General features: G+C 36.6%; 21 protein-coding genes, 1 pseudogene and 1 riboswitch. Of the genes and pseudogenes, 18 read left to right on the top strand and 4 right to left on the bottom strand.

Annotated features, from left to right (window positions below):
- Positions 1-209: 209 nt before the first annotated feature.
- Together MHI47_RS09475 and MHI47_RS09470 are read left to right on the top strand one after the other, a co-directional pair.
- A complete protein-coding gene (locus MHI47_RS09475; RefSeq protein WP_340830599.1) occupies positions 210-932 on the top strand; it encodes a ZinT family metal-binding protein in 723 nt (240 codons plus the stop codon).
- A gap of 356 nt (positions 933-1288) precedes the next feature.
- Positions 1289-1621 (top strand): hypothetical protein, encoded by a 333-nt coding sequence (locus MHI47_RS09470; RefSeq protein ID WP_340769265.1) that lies wholly within the window; start codon positions 1289-1291, stop codon positions 1619-1621.
- 545 nt (positions 1622-2166) lie between these two features.
- On the opposite strand, the gene serC is transcribed toward MHI47_RS09470, so the two are convergent.
- Positions 2167-3264: a 3-phosphoserine/phosphohydroxythreonine transaminase gene (gene serC / locus MHI47_RS09465; RefSeq protein WP_340830598.1), complete on the bottom strand. Its 1098-nt coding sequence runs from the start codon at positions 3262-3264 to the stop codon at positions 2167-2169.
- Positions 3265-3500: 236 nt separating this feature from the next.
- Here serC and MHI47_RS09460 point away from each other — a divergent pair, with 236 nt between their 5' ends.
- From MHI47_RS09460 to MHI47_RS09450, 3 genes are all read left to right on the top strand, one after another.
- Positions 3501-5255, top strand: a complete 1755-nt coding sequence (locus MHI47_RS09460; RefSeq protein ID WP_340830597.1) for an ABC transporter ATP-binding protein — start codon at positions 3501-3503, stop codon at positions 5253-5255.
- Positions 5255-7039: an ABC transporter ATP-binding protein gene (locus tag MHI47_RS09455; RefSeq protein WP_340762315.1), complete on the top strand. Its 1785-nt coding sequence runs from the start codon at positions 5255-5257 to the stop codon at positions 7037-7039. The genes MHI47_RS09460 and MHI47_RS09455 overlap by 1 nt, the downstream gene beginning before the upstream one ends.
- Before the next feature lie 138 nt (positions 7040-7177).
- Positions 7178-7825, top strand: a complete 648-nt coding sequence (locus MHI47_RS09450; protein ID WP_340830596.1) for an SDR family oxidoreductase — start codon at positions 7178-7180, stop codon at positions 7823-7825.
- Here the strand turns inward: MHI47_RS09450 and MHI47_RS09445 are convergent.
- Entirely contained in the window at positions 7822-8067 is a 246-nt protein-coding gene (locus MHI47_RS09445) for a hypothetical protein (protein ID WP_340830595.1), read from the bottom strand. The two genes, MHI47_RS09450 and MHI47_RS09445, sit on opposite strands and share 4 nt — an antisense overlap.
- 108 nt (positions 8068-8175) lie before the next feature.
- Between MHI47_RS09445 and MHI47_RS09440 the strand changes: the two genes are divergently transcribed.
- The 3 genes from MHI47_RS09440 to MHI47_RS09430 all read left to right on the top strand — a co-directional run bounded on the left by MHI47_RS09440 (position 8176) and on the right by MHI47_RS09430 (position 11107).
- A complete protein-coding gene (locus tag MHI47_RS09440) occupies positions 8176-8613 on the top strand; it encodes a cysteine hydrolase family protein (protein WP_419958457.1) in 438 nt (145 codons plus the stop codon).
- A gap of 339 nt (positions 8614-8952) precedes the next feature.
- Entirely contained in the window at positions 8953-10419 is a 1467-nt protein-coding gene (locus tag MHI47_RS09435) for an amidase family protein (protein WP_340830594.1), read from the top strand.
- Positions 10420-10627: 208 nt separating this feature from the next.
- Positions 10628-11107, top strand: a complete 480-nt coding sequence (locus tag MHI47_RS09430; protein ID WP_340830593.1) for a YjdJ family protein — start codon at positions 10628-10630, stop codon at positions 11105-11107.
- A 100-nt stretch (positions 11108-11207) separates the two neighbouring features.
- Here the strand turns inward: MHI47_RS09430 and MHI47_RS09425 are convergent, their stop codons facing one another.
- A complete protein-coding gene (locus tag MHI47_RS09425) occupies positions 11208-11468 on the bottom strand; it encodes a hypothetical protein (RefSeq protein ID WP_340830592.1) in 261 nt (86 codons plus the stop codon).
- 520 nt (positions 11469-11988) lie between these two features.
- Positions 11989-12089, top strand: a riboswitch (TPP riboswitch).
- Between the two features lie 146 nt (positions 12090-12235).
- Here MHI47_RS09425 and MHI47_RS09420 point away from each other — a divergent pair.
- From MHI47_RS09420 to MHI47_RS09375, 10 genes are all read left to right on the top strand, one after another.
- Positions 12236-12988 carry a 3-oxoacyl-ACP reductase gene (locus tag MHI47_RS09420; protein ID WP_340830590.1) on the top strand — a complete coding sequence of 251 codons (753 nt, stop codon included), beginning with the start codon at positions 12236-12238 and terminating at the stop codon, positions 12986-12988.
- Positions 12989-13067: 79 nt separating this feature from the next.
- The gene (locus MHI47_RS09415; RefSeq protein ID WP_340830588.1) at positions 13068-14387 is read left to right on the top strand and encodes an LLM class flavin-dependent oxidoreductase; all 1320 of its coding nucleotides are present in this window, start codon (positions 13068-13070) and stop codon (positions 14385-14387) included.
- 85 nt (positions 14388-14472) lie between these two features.
- A complete protein-coding gene (thiM, locus tag MHI47_RS09410) occupies positions 14473-15228 on the top strand; it encodes a hydroxyethylthiazole kinase (RefSeq protein ID WP_340830586.1) in 756 nt (251 codons plus the stop codon).
- A complete protein-coding gene (thiD, locus tag MHI47_RS09405) occupies positions 15221-16087 on the top strand; it encodes a bifunctional hydroxymethylpyrimidine kinase/phosphomethylpyrimidine kinase (protein ID WP_340830585.1) in 867 nt (288 codons plus the stop codon). The genes thiM and thiD overlap by 8 nt, the downstream gene beginning before the upstream one ends.
- On the top strand, positions 16044-16700 hold the full coding sequence (thiE, locus tag MHI47_RS09400) for a thiamine phosphate synthase (RefSeq protein ID WP_340830583.1): 657 nt from the start codon (positions 16044-16046) through the stop codon (positions 16698-16700). Before thiD ends, thiE begins: the two co-directional genes overlap by 44 nt.
- Complete coding sequence (thiW, locus tag MHI47_RS09395; RefSeq protein WP_340830582.1) at positions 16697-17194, top strand: energy coupling factor transporter S component ThiW; 498 nt, start codon at positions 16697-16699, stop codon at positions 17192-17194. Before thiE ends, thiW begins: the two co-directional genes overlap by 4 nt.
- 286 nt (positions 17195-17480) lie before the next feature.
- On the top strand, positions 17481-18329 hold the full coding sequence (locus MHI47_RS09390; protein ID WP_340769237.1) for an MBL fold metallo-hydrolase: 849 nt from the start codon (positions 17481-17483) through the stop codon (positions 18327-18329).
- Between the two features lie 331 nt (positions 18330-18660).
- Positions 18661-19371 carry a cytochrome c biogenesis CcdA family protein gene (locus tag MHI47_RS09385; RefSeq protein WP_340769235.1) on the top strand — a complete coding sequence of 237 codons (711 nt, stop codon included), beginning with the start codon at positions 18661-18663 and terminating at the stop codon, positions 19369-19371.
- Between the two features lie 16 nt (positions 19372-19387).
- On the top strand, positions 19388-19753 hold the full coding sequence (locus tag MHI47_RS09380) for a response regulator (protein WP_093534162.1): 366 nt from the start codon (positions 19388-19390) through the stop codon (positions 19751-19753).
- Between the two features lie 175 nt (positions 19754-19928).
- Entirely contained in the window at positions 19929-20429 is a 501-nt protein-coding gene (locus tag MHI47_RS09375) for a CcdC family protein (protein ID WP_340769233.1), read from the top strand.
- Between the two features lie 86 nt (positions 20430-20515).
- On the opposite strand, the pseudogene MHI47_RS09370 reads toward MHI47_RS09375, so the two are convergent.
- Positions 20516-20771: pseudogene (locus MHI47_RS09370) on the bottom strand (cupin domain-containing protein); the annotation flags it as partial.
- Positions 20772-20937 lie beyond the last annotated feature (166 nt).

The raw sequence follows: 20937 nt of genomic DNA, 5'->3' as shown, positions 1-20937 counted from the left end.
AAATACCTTATGAATTCTCGACATTTCTTGATGAACTAATTATACATAATGACATATTGTTTAACCACTTGAGCTTTAGTTAGATAACATTAGTCTCCCAACCCATTTTGTCCTATTCTCCATATGTTAATTTTTACTTGACGTTTAAAAAAGACATGTATATACTTCTAAATAGTAATCATTACGATTTAAGAAAAGGAGATTTAAAGATGAAGATTTCATTAGCAACAGGGTTAAGTGTAGTAGTCATGAGTTCAATATTGGTAGGTTGTCAGAATTCAGAACCAGATGGGGCCTCCACTGAAAAAGAAGTAAACAGTGCAGAAAGTCAAACAGATTTTAGTGAGCAAGAGCATGACCATGATCATGAACATAGTCATGGACATGATGAAAAGACAGAAATTTACGATGGGTTTTTCGATGATAGCCAGGTAAGTAATCGTTCCCTTTCGGATTGGGAAGGCGATTGGCAGTCCGTTTATCCCTATCTTCAAGACGGTACACTTGACGAAGTATTCGAATATAAAGCTGAGCTGGACGATTCTAAGACAACCGAAGAGATTAAGGGATATTATGACAAAGGTTATAAGACGAATGTGGAGCGAATTATAATTCAAGGGGAGAAAGTTACTTTCTACAAAGGAGAAACAGAATATTCCGGGCAATATATCAATGATGGATATGAAATATTAACATATGAAGCTGGAAACAGAGGGGTCCGATACATATTTAAATTAGTAGGAGAGAGTGATGGACTGCCTCAATTTATTCAATTTAGTGATCATAGCATTAGTCCGAATGAATCTGACCACTTCCATTTATATTGGGGTGACGACCGTACGGCTCTACTAGAAGAAGTTACAAATTGGCCAACTTACTACTCGTCGGAATTGGACGGACATGATATTGCACACGAAATGATAGAGCACTAACTTTAATAATTAAATAAAGTAAGCTATCTTAGGAAAGTATTCTGTCTTTTACAGGATACTTTCCTTTTTTATATGCTATTTTAGGGACAAGAGCTGTTTAGAATATATTTTAAAGTTACTGATTAAAGTGGGAGAAGGGTACGAAGATGTTTAACTTGAAGAGCAATGCACTACTTAGCAGGAAAGTTAACAGGAAAATATTTTAGCCGTTAAGTGTCATACTTCAAAAAGGATAGGAATAAGTACATAACTAGAACCTATTATAAAATGGGAAGAAATGAGATGATTATACGTTAGAAAAACTGAGAGAAATTAATCTGAAAACTGCTGTAATACTAGGGATTGTTTTTTACTCTTTGACTATCTTACTACATCTTCTTATTCTAAGCGGAATTATTCCGTTAACATGGATTAATGGCGGACGTTCTGAATCCTTCACTACTCAGTTACCAGTATCTATAATCAATATTTTTATTTCTATTATTGGAATAGGATTTACGCTTTTTATAAGTAAAAATGTATTAAAGAAGTACCGAAGAGGAATTACCGTTATATGTTGGCTTTTTGTAGTACTCTGGTCAGTTGGTTTTGTACAACAATTGCTAGGAACACCTTTTGAGAAAATGATTTGTTCATTAATATTGTTACTAGGAGTCATCTCGAACTTGAGGATGGCGATCGAAAAATGAAAATAATATAGTGCTTTACATAATGAGCTGTTTATACAACTCTCAGACTGTAGACAAACTCAATTTTAGGTGTATAGAGTTGAATATTAAACTCGGCAAGGCCCACCACTTCGCTTTCCGTGGGCTTGGCTTTAGCCTCCTCGTCACTACGTTCCTGCGGGGTCTTCAGCTCAAGCTTTTCCCACTGGAGTCTTCGTGGTGGACCTTGCCTTATAAACAGTTCCAATAGAGTATTCAATATCTTACTTTTAATAGGATGAATAAACCCATTTATTATTATTCATAACCTATTATAAAAATACCTTTGTCGTCAAACTGTGAGCTGTTTATACAGCTCTTTTTTACATAAATAGAAATTATTAATACACCCTAAGCGGTAAACAAAGTGAAATAAAGGATATAAATGAAGCTATCGTTCTTAAGTCTATAAATTCGTTCGAAGAACCTCAGTAGTTATGTTAAAGATATTCCTCCTAAATGTCATCAATGAAAAGAAGAGTAATTCATATAAAACCCAAGGTAAATTCACCTTGGGTTTTAAAAAGTTATTTATGTTTATTTTGAAATGCAATCATGAAATCCCGTAAAGCTTTACATGTTTCTAGTGGAACCGAGTTATAAGTGGAAGCACGGCAACCACCTACAGAACGATGACCATTTAAGCCGACAAATCCTGCATCTTTTGCTTCAGTTAAAAATTGTTTTTCTAATTCCTCGTCTGCTACGCGGAATGTAATGTTCATGAGAGAACGGCTTTCTTTTGAAGCATGTCCTGTATAGAAGCCATTACTGTTATCAATTACATCATAAATCAGTTTAGCTTTTTCCTCATTTTGTTTAGCAATAGCAGCTAATCCGCCTTGTTTTTCTATCCATTTTAACACTTCGCCAAGCATATAGATGCCGAAAGTTGGTGGTGTGTTATATAAGGAATTACTTTCTACATGTGTGCTGTACTTTAGAATTGTTGGTATTTCTTTATTGGCTTTTGCAAGAAAATCCCTCCGCGCAATAACAACAGTTACTCCAGAGGGGCCTAAGTTCTTTTGTGCTCCTGCATAAATCAGATCAAATCTACTAATGTCTATAGGTTTTGACATGATATCACTAGACATATCTGCGATTAATGGAACCTCGCCTGTGTCAGGGAATTCCGACCATTGTGTTCCATAGATTGTATTATTGGATGTTAGATGAACATATGCGTCATCTGACCCGAAATCGATTTCTTCTAAAGAAGGGATATTCCGATATTTATTTTCTTTAGTACTAGCAGTTTGAACAGGTTCACCAAAAAGTGTAGCTTCTTTATAAGCTTTTTCAGACCAAACTCCTGTCATCACATAGCTTGCCTTTTTTCCAAGCTGTAGGAAGTTCATCGGAACCATAGTGAATTGAAGGCTTGCTCCACCTTGTAGGAATAGAACTTCATAATCGTCAGGAATAGCAAAAAGTTTACGTAAACGAGAAATAGATTCATTATGTACTTCTTCAAACGTGGAACTACGGTGACTCATTTCCATAATAGACATACCTGTCCCATGGAAATTGACTAATTCTTGTTGTGCCTTTTCTAACACTTCTACTGGAAGTGCAGATGGCCCTGCATTGAAATTATACGCACGTTGGTTTGATTGGCTCAATATAAACTCTCCTATTCTAGTGAATTCAATATATTTATCTATTATATACGGTTTTTAAGCGAAAACATTAAATATTTTGCGATAAATTTCGAAAAGTGAATAAATTGTTAACGTTCAATTTTTGTTACCTAATAAGAATATTTCAGAAACCGAATTATTTCTTTATTTCATCTATCGGAATGTTCAAATATTTGCTAAAATGGTAAAGTCTTAATACATATAGTGGGGGAAGAAAAGTGAAAGTATTCTTAGATTTAGGATGGTTTTTTAAACAGAGAAAAAAGCAGTATTTGATTGGGATTCTAATGTTACTATTCGTAGCATTTCTACAGCTGCTGCCACCGAAAATAATAGGGTATGTAGTAGATGAAATCAGTCAAAAAACACTAACTACGGAGTTTTTGGTGAAATGGTTAGTTGTTTTAGCACTCGCGTCGATTGGGATGTATGTTTTGCGATATTATTGGCGAATTATGATTTTCGGTTCGTCCATACATTTAGCAAGACAGCTAAGAGAAAATTTGTTTCGTCATTTTACGAAAATGTCTCCATCCTTTTATCAGAAAAAGCGTGTTGGAGATTTAATGGCCCATGCTACAAATGACTTATCAGCAGTTCAACAGACAGCTGGAGCAGGCGTGCTGACACTTGTAGATTCACTAGCAACAGGGGGGTTCGTAATAGCAGCAATGGCGATTACGATAAACTGGAAGCTAACATTGATAGCATTGTTACCACTACCTCTAATGGCTATTCTAACAAGCTATTATGGTAAACTATTACATCAACGGTTTCGATACGCACAAGAAGCTTTTTCCAACTTAAATGACAAATCACAGGAAAGTATTTCTGGTGTAAAAGTTATTAAAACATTTGGGCAGGAGAAAGAAGATACGAAGGATTTTGTTCGATTATCAGAAGAAGTAGTAGAAAAAAATATACGGGTCGCAAAAGTAGACGCATTATTTGATCCGACGATTTCTTTAGTCGTAGGGATGTGTTTCTTCTTATCTATAGTATTTGGTACTAGATACATACTTGCCGATGAAATGTCGATTGGGGATTTATTTGCTTTTACTTCTTATCTTGGTTTGCTCGTTTGGCCAATGCTTGCGTTCGGTTGGCTGTTCAATATTGTGGAGCGAGGACGCGCATCTTATGACCGTATTAAAAATCTAATGGACGAAAAGATTGAAATAGATGATATTCCAGATGCAGTGAATGTAAAGCCCGAAGGAGATATACATTTCCATATTGAGGACTTCAAATTTCCAGGTGACAATCGCAGCGCATTACATAATGTAGACTTTACACTTAAACGAGGCGAGACACTCGGTATTGTCGGTAAAACGGGATCGGGGAAAACAGCTATATTAAAGCTATTAATGCGAGAATTTGAAGGATATACAGGGAATATTTTGTATGGTGACTTTTCAATTGATACATACAAAAAACGCAGTTTACGTGAAGCGATTGGTTATGTACCACAGGATCATTTCTTATTCTCTACTACAGTTGCTGGTAATATAGCTTTTGCCAATGCAAATGCCACGTTAGAAGAAGTGCAGGAAGCTGCAAGATTAGCTTATATTCATGAGGATATTTTACATTTTACAAATGGCTATAATACAATTGTTGGTGAACGCGGAGTATCATTATCTGGCGGGCAAAAACAACGTATATCTATTGCGCGCGCACTGATGATGGAACCTGAGTTACTCATTTTAGATGACTCTTTATCGGCAGTCGATGCTAAAACCGAGGAAGCGATTCTAGAAGCATTAAAAGCTAAACGCAGCGATGAAACTACTATTATTACTTCTCATCGACTGAGTGCAATTCAACACGCACATCAGATCATTGTGATGAATGATGGGACAATTGTAGAAAAAGGATCGCATGAAGAGTTAATGGAACTGCAAGGAATCTATTATGAAATGTACCAACTACAGCAGTTAGAGTCATTAGTGGAACAGGGGGGTGAAGCATAATGAATGACAAACAACCACAGCTAACAGGTAAAGACCAGTGGGTAGTTTTCAAACGTTTGCTGGGCTACTTGAAACCACATAAAAAAGTAATAGCCATCGCATTACTATTACTAATACTAACCGTGACAGGTGATATTCTTGGGCCTTATTTGATCAAGACGTATATGGATGACTTTTTGACCCCTAGATATTTCCCAACTGGACCCCTCGTAGGCCTTGCACTTGGATATATTTTTATACAAGTTGGGAACGTAATTGTCAGCTATTTTCAGCTACTAACTTTCCAAAAGCTAGCGCTGAAAATTATTCAGCAGATGCGAATTGATGTATTTTCAAAAGTTCACAAATTAGGAATGCGCTATTTTGACAAAACACCAGCGGGTAGTATTGTATCCCGCGTTACTAATGATACTGAAGCTATTAAGGATATGTTCGTTAGTGTGTTGGTTGGATTTGTACAAAGTGGTTTTTTAGTAATTGGTGTATATATCGCCATGTTTATATTAAATGTGAAACTAGCACTAGTTACGACGATTCTATTGCCAATATTAGCTATAATTATCCTAACTTATCGAAAATATAGTTCGGTAGTTTATCAAGATCTTAGAGAACGATTAAGCCAGTTAAATGCCAAGCTAGCTGAGTCCTTACAAGGAATGACGATGATTCAAGCATTTAGACAGGAAGATCGTCTACAGGATGAATTTAACGAAATCAATGATTCACACTGGAAAGCTGGTAGACGAAATATTAAACTGGATAGCTTATTACTTCGTCCAGCCATTGATTTGGTCTATGCCTTAGCGATTATTATGGTACTTAGCTACTTCGGGATTACCTCTATGAGTAATATCGTAGAAGTCGGTGTTATATATGCTTTTGTTACCTATATCGATCGGTTCTTCGAGCCAATCAATCAAGTAATGCAGCGGCTTTCTATTTTTCAACAGGCAATTGTCGCAGCATCCAGGGTTTTCAAGTTATTGGATGAGACAGACTTAGCACCTAAACAACAAAACGTAGAAACGGCGAAAATCGAACAAGGGAAAATTGAATTCCAAAATATTACTTTTTCCTATGATGGAAAAACAGATGTGCTAAAGGATATTTCGTTTACGGCTGAACCTGGTCAAACAGTTGCTTTAGTCGGACATACCGGTAGTGGGAAAAGTTCGATTATTAACTTGCTGATGCGTTTTTATGAATTCGAGCAAGGTGATATTAAAATAGATGGACATTCTGTGAAAGACTTCAAATCAGCAGAGATGCGTGATAAGGTTGGGCTCGTTCTGCAGGATCCGTTCCTGTTTTATGGGGATATCGAAAGTAATATTCGCCTTCATGCATCCGATATGACGGATTCGGCAGTACAAGAAGCGGCGGAGTTTGTACAGGCAAATAATTTTATAGAGAAACTACCGAATGCTTATAAACAAAAAGTAACGGAACGAGGCTCTACTTTTTCAAGCGGACAAAGACAACTCGTAGCATTTGCTCGTACGATAGCTACTAATCCTAAGATTTTAGTGCTAGATGAAGCAACTGCGAACATTGATACAGAAACGGAAGTTGCAATTCAAAGTAGTTTAGAAAAAATGAGAAAAGGACGGACGACTATTGCGATTGCCCATCGTTTAAGTACTATACAGGATGCAGAACTAATTCTTGTACTGCATCATGGGGAAATAGTTGAACGAGGGACTCATCAGGAGCTCCTAAACCAAAAAGGTTTGTATCATAAGATGTATCTACTACAAAATAATGTAGTGGAGGATATCGCCTGATTCTTACCCAACATAAACCAGCTAGAGTAATAACTCTTGGCTGGTTTATTTCTTGTTTGGGAAAAAGCTGATTAATTGTAATGACTTTTAACTTGTGAAAGGATAGAGGGAGAACAATTTTGAAGGGAGACGTTTCTAATGAACGTAATAGTTATTGGAGCAAACGGACAAATTGGGCAACATGTAGTAAATGAATTGCATCAAAGTAACACTCATACGGTGACCGCAGTGGTCCGAAAAAAAGAGCAAGCGGAAAAGCTTATGGATCGCAATATCCAAGCAATAGTAGCGGACTTAGAAGGCTCTGTGGAAGATCTTGAAAAAGTAATTACTGGAGCAGATGCCATCATCTTTACTGCAGGTTCGGGTGGACATACAGGACCAGATAAAACATTATTAATCGATTTAGATGGTGCAGTAAAAACGATGGAGGCTGCTAAACAAGCAGGAGTGGAGCGTTATATTATGGTAAGTGCATATGATGCTGATAAACGTCAAAATTGGAACGAAGGAATGCGTCCTTATTATGTAGCGAAACACTATGCTGACCGAATGCTCGAAGCGAGCGGTTTAAATTACACGATAGTTCGACCAGGTGGACTTGTGCATGAACCTGCAATTTGCAAAATTACGGTAGGGGCGGAAGCCAAGCCGAGCACCATTACTCGGGAAGACGTAGCACATACACTTATTGCAGCCTTAGAGAATAAACAAACATATCATCGTTCCTTTAATGTAGTAAACGGGGAACATTCAATTGTAACAGCATTGAATAATCTTAACTAAAATAGATAGCCTCTTGATATTTGAGAGGCTTTTTTTAACTTTTTCATCGATACCGACTTCTCTGGAAAGTGTAAAAGTATATTTCCTCCTGAGGACAAAACGACTTCAAATGATAATGTTGATTCGTTAATTGATAGAAACTCTTCATACAACCAGTCATCTATTTCACGATTGTAAATAGGTTTATCATTTTCATAATTGAAATGCTGAAATTGAAAGAAAGAGACATTGTTAAAACTCAATATCCAATCATCGTCACTTAAAACAGTGAAGTGTATGTTTGAGTGAAGGAGACTTTTATGTTCAATTTCTATTTTGATAAGTCTTTCTTATAGAACTAACGCCGCAGTATGAAAGCACTATTAGTAATTGATGTACAAAATGTAATTGTGGAATTTAAAGATTTTCAGCAAGAACTGAACAGTATTGAAAGTATTATTCAAGACTTTAAAGTAAATGAAGAACCTGTAATATTTATAAGAAATTTAGATGATGATGAAAAAAGCCCTTTCAATAAAAAATTACCAAGCTCAGAACTTCATCATTCTCTAAAGGAATATGCAGACATTGTAATTGAAAAGAAGACACCTAGTGCTTTCTTTCATACAGAACTTAGTGAAAAGTTAGAGCAACTGGGTGTAGAACATCTTTTTATAACAGGATTTAACACTGAGTTTTGTTGCCAGTTTACTGCAATAGCAGCCTATGACAGGGGCTATCAGGTCACTTTTATTGAAGATGCTACAGGTACTGTTAATGACGAAGCTACATATGAAATGAAAGGATAGGATATAAGGGATTTCGTAGGGACAGCTTTACATTGGTCTAAGGTTATTGAAGTATTGGATTTAGAGGAATATGTTGAAGCATATAAATCAAGCAGCGTTTAAATATTTGTTTACTTGAAGATTAAATTAGACAAATATAAATAAAATTTCACTACATCAGCTACTAGTAGCAATTTCCTTATTGCATTAACGGGTGCTTTAGTTGAAGATCATTGAGCTGCCTAGGCAGCTCTTTTTTCTATATCACCAGAAGAGGATGTTTAGTTAAAAAAGGGATATTTGAATTAATATAGAATAATTACTTATGAATAAAAAATGGAGCAATAAAGGGGCATTAAATTGGAAATAAGGTTTAATAACTTTTTTAGAGAAGAATTAACAGTTAATGAAATTCAAGTAGCTATGGAAAATGAAGAGATAACTTCAAAAGAGTTAGTTATGTATTATCTTTACAGAATTGCAAAGTATGACCAAGATGGACCTAAAATAAATTCTATTCTTGAAATAAATCCTGACGCAATCTTCATTGCGGAAGCATTAGATTATGAAAGAAAAACAACTGGTGTTAGAGGTCCTTTACACGGTATTCCCGTTGTTCTGAAAGACAGTATTGAAACAAATGATTCAATGCATACCAGTGCTGGAACACTTGCATTAGAGAATCATATTAGTAGTCATGATGCATTCATTGTTGAAAAGCTCCGTAACTCAGGTGCAGTACTCTTAGGAAAGGCTAATATGACAGAACTAGCTAATGGGATGTCAAATACAATGTGGGCAGGCTATAGTTCCAGAGGTGGGCAAGTATTAAATCCATATGGCGATGCTAACCTTTTTGTTGGTGGATCCAGTTCAGGTTCAGCTGTGGCAGTTGCTGCAAATTTTACAGTATTGGCTGTTGGCACTGAAACAGATGCTTCTATTCTAAGTCCAGCGGTTACAAACGCTGTGGTAGGTATAAAACCTACGGTTGGCTTGATAAGCCGAACAGGTATAATTCCTTTCACATATTCTCAAGATACGGCTGGTCCAATGGCAAGAACCGTTACGGACGCTTCTATTTTATTGGGAGCTTTAGTTGGTGTTGATAATCTTGATGCCGCTACCCATAAAAACATAGGAAGGCTTCAACGGGATTATTCAACTTTTTTGGATTCTATGGGCTTAAGGGGAGCGAAAATTGGTGTATTCAAAGGTGCTTCTAAAGCGTTTTATGGATCTGAAGAATATGATGCGGGATTATTTGAGGATGCCATACAGACCTTAAATCAAGAAGGTGCTATGGTCACTGAAGATATCGAGATTCCTTCTTTTCATAGAGAGTGGAAAAGGGTGGTACTAGTATCAGAGTTGAAACATAGCCTAGAAAATTATCTTTCCAAACTCCCTTCGTATTTACCGGTACATTCTATAACCGATCTGATTCAGTTTAACAAGAGTAATGCAGATAGGGCATTGAAATACGGACAGAATAAGTTGGAGGAAATTGTGGGATTACCTAATACGTTAAGAAATTCTGAATATTTGAATGCAAAACTTGATGATTTATATTTTTCTCAGTCTGGGATTGATTTTGCTTTGAAAAAGTATGACCTTGATGCAATTCTTTTCCCTTCATATATAGGGTCGACAATCTTTGCTAAAGCTGGATATCCATCTATTGCTCTACCTGCTGGATACAAGGAAAGTGGAAGACCTTTTGGTATAACTTTTGCTGGTACTGCTTTTAGTGAAGGTATATTAATCAAACTTGCTTATGCCTTTGAACAAGCCACAAAACATCGGAAAAGACCCAAATTAATATGAAAAAGAAAGATGTACTTCATTCCTCATGAACAGTTAAATCAACCTAGAAAAACAATTGATTCAATTATATCTAAAAATCCTTCTTCAACTAACGAGGTGCTTTAGCAAAATAAAACTAACGAGAAACAGTCTGATTTGTTATGCAACTAATGCAGAAAGTAATGTAAGGCATCTTGGTAATAAATGGAGGTTACTAGGAGGACGAAAAATGTTTAAGTATGTGTTGCAATTTATCGTTGGAATCTTTACTTTAGTGGTATCAACATTTATAGCTTGGTATGAAGGAAGTACAATAACCAATAATTCTTTGGAATGGGGGTATTCAACACCATTTACTAAATTATTTAACATTGAGATTACGAATGGTCGTGATATTAGTCAACTTGATTATTTTGTTTATGCAGCTAAATTTCACCCACTATTTCCCGCTATTATGATAGTTAGTGCATTCTATATTTTGAGTGTAGTTGGTTATCTTCTTATAAAAAGTAAGTCTAAATGGACTACAGGATTTTGGGGATTATTAAGTTGTATTATGTTATTACTTAGTGGTTTTATTTTTAATTCACCAACCATTGGCGGAAGGATTTTATTCTGGATTGCTTTAGTAAGTGGACTAATTAGTATAGCTGTTGCAATGTTCGTGGGCTTAAGAAATTTCAAGAACAAAGAGACCGTTGAATTATAACAATGTGAAGAGTTTCCTTAAACTAACGGCTGCTTTAGCTCAATAAGAAAAAAGCTTTACTCCTTGTTGAAGTAAAGCAACCGTTTATTGAGTAATCCGTTTATTTAAGTTCTAATACGACTTTTTCCGTTTTACCATCCCAAGAAAATTCCGCCACAATAACTTCATCTTCCGCTACCCTTACTTCATGTTGAATGTTCCCTTCTTCGAGCCTGCCCTTTCCTTTAAAACTCGCATCCGTAACTTTTTGCTCGCTCTTAGCTATACTAGTGGAAACTATGTAATCAAATGTTTCCGGAGGATCCCCTTCACCGATAAAGTCAATAATGTAGCTGGCTGTTTGTGACTTCCCATCATCCACTGCTTATATTTTACTAACCAATGGTCACTTTCTCCTTCAAAGTGCAACGTGCTAACACCAATTACAGCACAACCAGCGAGTAGCATGAACAAGAATCCCATCGCAATCTTCTTCACCATTTTCCCCACCTCCGTTCATTTAAATTTATACTGAATATAAGTAATTACCTGCTGTAAATTCTTTATTGTAATCAAATATTCACCTACTTTGTATTGCCATCTTTAACACTTCTTTTACAAAATGCCTATTTACTTAAATACGTTTGAAAATAAAATGAGTTCCAATTTCAACAAAATTTACATTTAATAATTTATTTTTTCTTTTTGACTAGTCGAGAAGAAGAGATTGTACTTAAATATATAAAATAGCGAAAGCTTCATAAGTAATTTTATATATGCTATACAGATTCAAGCCCAGTTATTGTGAGAAAAATGGCTTGATTATTTTAGTGATGCCTTAACACCTAACAAACAAGACTTGACATAAAATTCTAAAAACTATACATTGAAAGTAACTTAAATATAATCACTAGGGGTGTTATTTAACTGAGATGAGTATTTACTCAAACCCTTTGAACCTGAACTAGTTAATACTAGCGGAGGAAAGTGTAGATTCTAATACATAATAGCAGGCTGATGATGCCTAATTTTTACTATGCAATTATTTGTATTTGCGCAACTTTCCTAAAGGAAGGTTGCGTTTTTTTATTATATCTATCACTTTATCATTTAAGTTTCAGCAAAACTAACAGTATGGGAGTGGTTATGATGAAAAGAACAGTATTGGTAACGGGCAGTAGTAGAGGTTTGGGATCGGCTATTGTAAAAGAATTGGCACATCAAGGATTTAAAGTGGTTATTAACTACTATAAAAGTAAAGATGCCGCTGAAGAGCTTGTTTCTATACTAGGTAAAGAGAATGCAATTGCAATTTGTGCAGATGTCACAAATCGGGCAGAAGTCGATGCCTTGGTAAAGAAAGCAACCGAATATTTTGGTCAAATAGATGTTGTAGTCAACAATGCATTGGTAGGTTTCAAATTTGATCCAAACAAACAGAAATCCTTTACAGAACTTACTTGGGAGGATTATCAAAAACAACTAGACGGCACTTTAAAAGCCGCATTTAATGTAGTCCAAAGTGTTATACCTCAATTTATTGAACGACTAAATGGAAGTATTATAAGCATTGGTACCAATTTGTATCAAAACCCTGTTGTTCCTTATCATGAATATACAACAGCAAAGGCTGGACTAATTGGTTTTACGCGAAATATCGCCGCTGAACTGGGACAATTCGGCATAAGAGCAAATGTAGTTTCAGGTGGATTATTAAAAACGACTGACGCCAGTGCTTTTACAACTCCTGAAGTATTCGATTTAATTGCTCAATCAACGCCTTTGAAGAAAGTAACTAGCCCTGAAGATGTAGCCAATATGGTCGCTTATTTATCTTCAGAAAATGCTGATGGTATTACAGGTCAGAATTTAACAGTAGATGGCGGTTTGACAATGAACTAGTAACTTAATTTATAATAGATAGTCTTACAAAAATAGACGATTTAAGCAGTCACTCATGACATAGGTAGAGGAGTAGCTAATGAAAGGAAATCAAAGAAAACAAATCCACTTAGGCGTATTGCTGTATGGATGTGGACATCATCAGGCTGCTTGGTTAATGCCTGATTCAAGCATTGAATGCATCGGGAACATTTCTTATTACCAATCCTTAGCACAGTTAGCTGAAACGGGTTGCTTTGATGCGGTGTTCTTTGCCGACAATCAATCATTCCCTGCCAACGCCCCAAATGAAATGCCAGCATTTTGGTTAGATCCAGTGGTCAATTTAACTGCTATTTCTCAAGTGACAAATTATGTGGGATTAGTTTCAACAATCTCAAGTACCTTTTCGAATCCTTACACTGCTTCGCGACAACTGTTAAGCCTAGATCACATTACAAACGGACGTGTCGGGTGGAATCTCGTTACCTCAATGAGGGACGAGGAAGCATTAAATCATAGTATGTCGGAACTGCCTTCTCATGATAAACGGTATGAAAAGGCCGAAGAATTTGCTTCTTTAATGAATAAACTATTTCTATCATGGGACAGCAAGGAGATTCTATATAATCGAGCAGAAAAACAGTTAATCAATCCTGTTAATATACAACCTGTTGACCACAATGGGACCTATTTTAAAGTGAAGGGCCCATCCACGACGCCAAAAAGCCCTCAAGGCAAACCAGTAGCCATGCAAGCAGGGGCATCTAAACAAGGGATTGCATTAGCTGCAAAATATGCAGATGCCGTCTATTCAGTGTCATGGAACTTAAACCAAGCGAAAAAGTACCGCAAGAAGTTGGATGAACAGGTTAAGCAATACGAAGACTGTAATCGACATATTAAAGTATTCCCAGGCTTAGTCACTTATGTAGGGCGTACTCATGAAGAAGCTCTTGCCAAAAAATCAGCGTTAGATGAGAAATTACCTATAGAAACGGCTTTAAAACAGTTGAGCTTCTTTCTCCAGCAAGATTGTTCTAAATGGGACATTGAACTAAAAGTACCTCCATTACCTCCGGCAGAAGAATTTATGGGTCCGGTTGGACGATACGAAACAATATTAGAAATTATTAAAGATACTCAACCTACAGTAAAGGAACTCTTAGGATACCTTAATGCAGGTGGCGGACATTTCACGCTGATTGGTACTCCTGAGAAAATTGTGGATCAGATGGAGGTTTGGATTGAGGCGGGTGTAGCGGACGGATTTAATCTTATGCCTCCTACATTGCCAGGTAGTTTAGAGGACTTTGTTGAACTCATTGTTCCTGAAATGCAAAAAAGGGATATTTTCAGAAAGCAATATGAGGGGCATACCCTCCGTGAGCATTTGGGGTTACCATTAGGAATTAGATAAGTTGGTCCATGATCCCCCAGGAATCACTATTTACGGCATCAAGATTGAGAAAGACAATCTTGGGATGTGGAAGGGGAAGTTGTTGATGAATGTATCTATACGTGAAAAATCACCAATCGTACATTGTATGACAAACAAAGTCGTGGCGAATTTTCAAGCCAATGGATTGCTTGCTATTGGAGCATCACCGGTTATGGGAGATGAAGAAAGAGAAGTGGAAGAACTAGTCACACTCTCCAATGTTCTCTCATTGAATATTGGCACTTTAAATGAACGAACGTACAGCAGTATGCTAGTGGCTGGAAGAGTTGCAAATCAAATAGGAATCCCTGTAGTGCTTGACCCCGTCGGAGTGGGAGCTACTCGATATCGTCTTCAAGCGGTGGATAGACTTCTAGATGAAGTCAAAATAAATTTAATACGATGTAATACTGGTGAACTGGCGTCACTTATGAAAAAAGAATGGGCTTCCAAGGGAGTAGATTCAGGGAACGGACAACTTGATCGAAAAGAAGAGGCTATGGCTTTAGCTAGACAAAAAGAGTGCATAGTCGTTGTGACAGGAGAAGAAGACATTGTGACGGATGGAAGTTGTTTGAAGACAGTAAGAGCAGGGCACGTTCGAATGACAACAGTAACTGGAACAGGCTGCTTACTGAGTAGTATCTTAGGAGCTCACCTTGCCTTGACATCTAAAAACCATGTAGAACTTTTGAGTAGTGCTTTGTACGAATATGGAGCATCAGGAGAAGAGGCTGCAGAGAAAACAGAATTTTCCGGGGCATTTCAACAAGCTTTTCTTGATCGATTAAGTGCAAGAGGATGGAAATACGATGTCTGATTCAAAGCCATGTGTTTTAACGATTGCAGGTTCTGACTCAGGTGGAGGAGCCGGGATACAAGCAGATATAAAATCTTTTCAAGAACGAGATGTATTTGGAACGAGTGTTATTACAGCAATCACTGCTCAAAACACTTGTGGGGTGCAAGGTGTCTATCCCGTAGAAGCAAAAGCTGTCCAACAACAGCTCCAATCTATTGGAGAGGATTTCTTCATTTCAGCAGTTAAAACCGGGATGCTCTTTAACACAGATACAATCGCTCTTGTTGCGAATGCAATATCAGAGTACAGGTGGAAAAATATCGTCGTCGATCCCGTGATGGTTTCAACAAGTGGACATATCTTGTTAGAGGAGGAAGCGATTGATACCTTGAAAACAAAACTCTTTCCTTTAGCACGTATCGTCACACCAAACATACCAGAAGCTGAGCATCTAACAGGATTAAAAATTGAAAAAGATATAGATATTTTAAAGGCTGCAGAAAGAATTTTATCGATGGGTGTCAAATCGGTGCTTATCAAGGGTGGTCATAAAAAGGACGAATATGCAGAAGACGTATATGTTGACGAAAAAGGCGTATGTATCCGTTTCAGTTCAAAGCGAATCGATACAAAAAATACGCACGGAACAGGCTGTACCTTCAGTGCAGTCCTCACAGCTGAATTGGGTAAGAGAAATAATATTGATGAAGCATTGATGACCTCCAAAAGATACATTCAATCTGCAATCGAAAACGTTATCTCACTCGGACAAGGGCATGGTCCTACTAACCACGGAGCCTATAGAAAAAAAGGCATAAAGGAGAGGATTATTAGTGTTCAAGAAACCATCGATTTATTTCATAATGGGGACAGCTAATGTGAAGGATGAGGAACCGTTGACGGTTCTAGAGGACGCATTACAGGCAGGAATCACGCACTTCCAATTACGCGAAAAAGGGAAAGGTGCACTAGTTGGTAGCGAATTAGTTGCATTTGCTCAAGCATGTAAAAGACTATGTAAAATCTATGGTGTACCATTTATTGTGAATGATGATGTTGAACTTGCACTATCCGTCCAAGCTGACGGAATCCACCTCGGGCAAGGAGATTGGAAGGAAGGGGTGAAAAAAGTCATCACAAGCAAAGGGATGGTTCTTGGTCGCTCAGTACAAACCATGCACGAAGCGGAAGATGCTGTTCGCTCAGGTGCAGATTATTTAGGAGTAGGCTCGGTGTTCCCTACTCTTACAAAGCCAGATGCTGAACATGAGGTGGGTGCTTCCACTTCCCTTATTCGGGAACTCCATGAGTACTTTCCGAACATTCCAGTTATAGGTATAGGCGGAATTGAACCGTCAAATGTTCATGTTGTCTGGGAAGCAGGTGCGACAGGCGTAGCGGTTATTTCTTGTATTTGTAAAACGAGTGATCGAAGAGAAGTGATATCAAAACTTTCACCTCCGCTTAAAATAGAGAGGCGGGCACGATGAAATCACAAAAGTTGGTACTAATGGCGATGTTTGTGTCCATAGGAGTATTAGGGTCTGCATTTATTTGGTTTCCTGCTGGCATAGCAAAAGCGTATCCTATTCAACACGCAATAAATGTGTTGTCTGCGGTTTTTTTTGGACCTATAGGAGCCGTTGGTGTTGCACTGATGACTGCAGTCATACGGATTTTCACAGGTACAGGTTCACTTCTAGCTATTCCTGGTGGAATCATTGGAGCCCTGCTTGCAGGTGTTCTGTATAAAATCACAGGTAGAGTAGGAATGGCGGTAGTTGGTGAAATTATTGGCACAGGATTGTTAGCATCTTTAGTTGCAGTTCCCTACGCAAAAGTTTTTATGGGAACAGAATTCGGCGCATTGTTTTTTGTTCCAGCATTTTTTGCCTCTAGTCTAAGTGGGGCTTTGATTGCTTGGATTATTGCTAAGAGAATTGAAAGAAGCTCGATACGGTTAGTTGACCACTCATTAAAATAAAAGTGTTTGCACTTTTGATTCCACAATCTTTCCAGGTAATACATTTTCAATTTTATTGTAAATTACCGTCGAACATAGAACTAAAAAACAATTCACACTAATAATTTCAGAATTTTCATAAAGAACAGTTTTTATTGTGTTATAATTTTCCGTAGTGTAAAAGGAGGTACAGGTCCAATGGTAAAAAAATAAAATGAGAAAATCTTAAAATGTTTTATTAACCTTAGTATAAACGTGTAGATTTTCTCTTTCATGGAATTAATATCTAGAATAGAGGAGACATAACATGTTAAATAAATTAAGTAATACTATTTATTATTTATCTAATCAAGATAATAACGAAAGACCAACATTAGGATTGGTATGTGGTGATAGTTATAGTTTAATCATCGATTCAGGTAATTCACCTCAGCATGCTAAAGACTTTTTACTAGAAATCGAGAAGCTAAATGTACCACCAGTTAAATATGTTGCTATTACCCATGCACATTGGGATCACTTTCTAGGAATGAATGAATTTGATGCAACTGTTATTGTTAATAGTCAAACAAACGAAATCATAAAAGAATGGCAAAGTTTTTCCTATGACGATCGTTCTCTCAAGAGCTATGTGAATACTAATCAAATGAGTGCTATGTGTATGAATATTATACAAACTGATATGCCAAACAGGAATAGTTTTAAGCTAAAATCTCCAGATGTAATCTTTGAAAGAACATTAACTATTGATTTGGGTAATAAAGTTTGCATACTTGAAAAAATTAAAAGTACTCATTCGGAGGACTCTACGGTCATTTACATCCCTGATGAAAAAGTTGTTTTTTTAGGTGATTGTGCATATGGTACAACGACAAATTCTTTATTTCATTTCAAGCAATCATTGTTATTACCAATGATTAAAGATATTCAAAAATATAATGCTGAAATGTTTTTACTTGGTCATGAATCGATCTGTGATTCTACTGAAATGGATATATATTGGAGAGAGTTAACAAGATCAAGTCAAGTTGTAAAATCGTCCTCACTAGAAGATGCTTTAGAGTGTTTTAAGGCAGAAAATAAAAGGGACCCTAATAATAATGAATTATTTTTCATAAAAGCATTTGTTAATGACCATATTATTCAATTACAATAACTCTATAGAATACATCATTTAAATATAAAAATTAGCCACCTCATTTAAAAATTGAAATGAGGTGGCTTTTAATGACTGAGTTTTTTTCTCATTTTTCCTTATTATGAATTATTTACTTTTCCTGCCTTTCGAAAAGGTGGAATATTTGCTAAACTTAAAAAGTCTTATAATCTAATCTTTAAAAGCATATTTTATATATGGATTTTCATCACTATGAAGGAACTGTAGCTTCTCTGTTTAAAAGAGTCAAAAAGCTGTCACAAGCAATTATGAGGTCAAATAGGAGGAAATTTGATACGATAGGTACAGTAAATCGGAAAGGTTGACTGCCGTGAGTACAGACGTAAACCTTCTATTGGCATTTGGTGCAGGGTTTTTAAGCTTCATTTCTCCTTGTACGCTACCATTGTATCCTGCATTTTTATCATACATTACAGGAATGTCATTAGAAGAAATAAAAACAGATAAAAAATTAATGCAAAAAAGAGGAATGCTTCATACGTTATTCTTCTTACTAGGTTTTTCTATCATCTTTGTTGCGATAGGGTTTGCAACATCTCTGGTAGGTACATTTTTCATCCAATATGATGATTTACTTCGTCAAATTGGAGCAATATTCATTGTTATCTTCGGATTAATCATTGTAGGCGTATTTAAGCCAGAGTTTTTAATGAAAGAAAAAAAAGTTCAATTTAAAAATCGTCCGGCTGGTTATATAGGTACTATTTTAATCGGAATGGCATTTGCTGCAGGATGGACACCATGTACTGGACCCATATTAGCTGCCGTTATCGTAATGGCAGGATCCAATCCTGATGCTGGTATGTGGTATATGCTTGCTTATGTATTTGGGTTCGCAATTCCATTTTTCGTATTGTCATTCTTTGTAACGCGACTTAACTGGATACGTAAAAATAGTAATTTAATCGTTAAAGTTGGCGGTTATATTATGATTGCACTTGGATTGATTTTATTTTTTGATGGATTAACGTATATTATTCGTATATTAAGTCCAATTTTTGGAGACTTCACTGGATTTTAACAGGAGGAATTATGCAATGCCAACAGTATTAGTAGTAGATGATGCGGTATTTATGCGCACAACGATTAAGAGAATGCTAGAAAATCATCAGTTTGAGGTTGTTGGCGAAGCAGCTAATGGAGAGGAAGCTGTAAATCTGTATAAGCAGCTTCTGCCAGATGTCGTAACGATGGATGTCACAATGCCTGGTATGAATGGTATAGAAGCTGTAAAAGAAATTATTGCGGAATTTCCTGCAGCCAAAATAGTAATGGTAACCGCGTTAGGGCAACAAAAACTAATCGTTGATGCTTTGGAACTTGGAGCAAAAGACTTCATTACGAAACCTTTCGATCCAGATCGAATTGTGAATGTGTTACATAATGTTACTTCGGATATATAGTAACATCATGCCGGTTTATCAGGCTGTAATACCCCGACAAAAAGAGAACACATATCGAGAGTCAGGGGAGAACTGCCTGTGTAAACCCTTATGGTCTACACATCCGTCCTTGTTAAGCGAAGTACCCCTGATGGATGAATCACTTTAAACAACTAAAAGATATGGGGAATTACAAATGTTAGATAAAATATCTCCAAATATGATGCTTATTGCTTCCACCGTAGTAGCCATTGGCATGGGAATTCTTGTTACAACTGTTCGTGCAAAATCTGCTAAACAACCAGCAAGCGTGAAAAAGATATTATTACCGCCAATGTTCATGTCCACTGGTGCATTGATGTTCGTGTTTCCTTATTTCCGTGTTAACTTAATGGAGTTTTTGGAAGCAATTGCGGCAGGATTACTTTTCTCCATTTTTCTAATTTGGACATCGAAATTTGAAAGTAGAGACGGAGAAATATATTTAAAACAATCCAAAGCATTTATATTCATTTTGTTTGGCTTGTTGATCGTACGCATCATTAGTAAAGTATTATTAAGCTCAACTATTGAAATTGGCGCTCTTAGTGGTATGTTTTGGATATTAGCTTTTGGTATGATTGTTCCATGGAGACTTGCCATGTACCTGCAATTTAAAAAAATACAAAATCAAACCGAAAAAGTGAGCACCCTGTAATTTAGGAATGCTCGCTTTTTTGAGTATATAGAATATAAAGCTAGAGTCCCCTCTATATCAAAGAAGGATTCGATGTTAAGAACTACTTAATCATCTTTATACTCATAGCCTGAAAACCTTACTACTTCCCACTTTTGTTTTCGAAGAGAGTTCATAACCTCTTCCCCTATGTTTAAATTACTTTCCACGATGTTTTTAGGAGTTAATGCCATCCACTGTGTCAGAGTTTGGGTACCAATGCATTTCCCTTATAGCTCCTGGCAAAATTTCTACAAGTGCTGCTGAAATCAATTCAGACACAGGAAAATTCCTTGAATCTACAACACGTACTGAACCTCCAGGAGGAGGTGGGGAAATAGCGCTCAAAGAAATGGTCCTTAACCTATTGTTAATAAAAAGAAACTATCTTGAACAATACTGTTCAAAATAGTTTCTTTTCTTGTGCTCTAACTTTACTAGGTTATTACTACCTTAATTGAGAGCGTATTCTTCTCTACTAATTTAATGA

Source organism: Psychrobacillus sp. FSL H8-0487, assembly GCF_038008385.1.
In the GTDB taxonomy this organism is placed as follows: domain Bacteria; phylum Bacillota; class Bacilli; order Bacillales_A; family Planococcaceae; genus Psychrobacillus; species Psychrobacillus psychrotolerans.
Note: the sequence above shows the minus strand (reverse complement) of the source record. Positions and strands in the feature narration are given on the sequence as shown.

Coding starts and splice junctions, on each gene's coding strand:
- MHI47_RS09475 (WP_340830599.1), top strand. CDS start 210: ATGAAGATTTCATTAGCAACAGGGTTAAGTGTAGTAGTCATGAGTTCA.
- MHI47_RS09455 (WP_340762315.1), top strand. CDS start 5,255: ATGAATGACAAACAACCACAGCTAACAGGTAAAGACCAGTGGGTAGTT.
- MHI47_RS09450 (WP_340830596.1), top strand. CDS start 7,178: ATGAACGTAATAGTTATTGGAGCAAACGGACAAATTGGGCAACATGTA.
- MHI47_RS09440 (WP_419958457.1), top strand. CDS start 8,176: ATGAAAGCACTATTAGTAATTGATGTACAAAATGTAATTGTGGAATTT.
- MHI47_RS09430 (WP_340830593.1), top strand. CDS start 10,628: ATGTTTAAGTATGTGTTGCAATTTATCGTTGGAATCTTTACTTTAGTG.
- MHI47_RS09420 (WP_340830590.1), top strand. CDS start 12,236: ATGAAAAGAACAGTATTGGTAACGGGCAGTAGTAGAGGTTTGGGATCG.
- MHI47_RS09415 (WP_340830588.1), top strand. CDS start 13,068: ATGAAAGGAAATCAAAGAAAACAAATCCACTTAGGCGTATTGCTGTAT.
- thiM (WP_340830586.1), top strand. CDS start 14,473: ATGAATGTATCTATACGTGAAAAATCACCAATCGTACATTGTATGACA.
- thiD (WP_340830585.1), top strand. CDS start 15,221: ATGTCTGATTCAAAGCCATGTGTTTTAACGATTGCAGGTTCTGACTCA.
- thiW (WP_340830582.1), top strand. CDS start 16,697: ATGAAATCACAAAAGTTGGTACTAATGGCGATGTTTGTGTCCATAGGA.
- MHI47_RS09390 (WP_340769237.1), top strand. CDS start 17,481: ATGTTAAATAAATTAAGTAATACTATTTATTATTTATCTAATCAAGAT.
- MHI47_RS09380 (WP_093534162.1), top strand. CDS start 19,388: ATGCCAACAGTATTAGTAGTAGATGATGCGGTATTTATGCGCACAACG.
- MHI47_RS09375 (WP_340769233.1), top strand. CDS start 19,929: ATGTTAGATAAAATATCTCCAAATATGATGCTTATTGCTTCCACCGTA.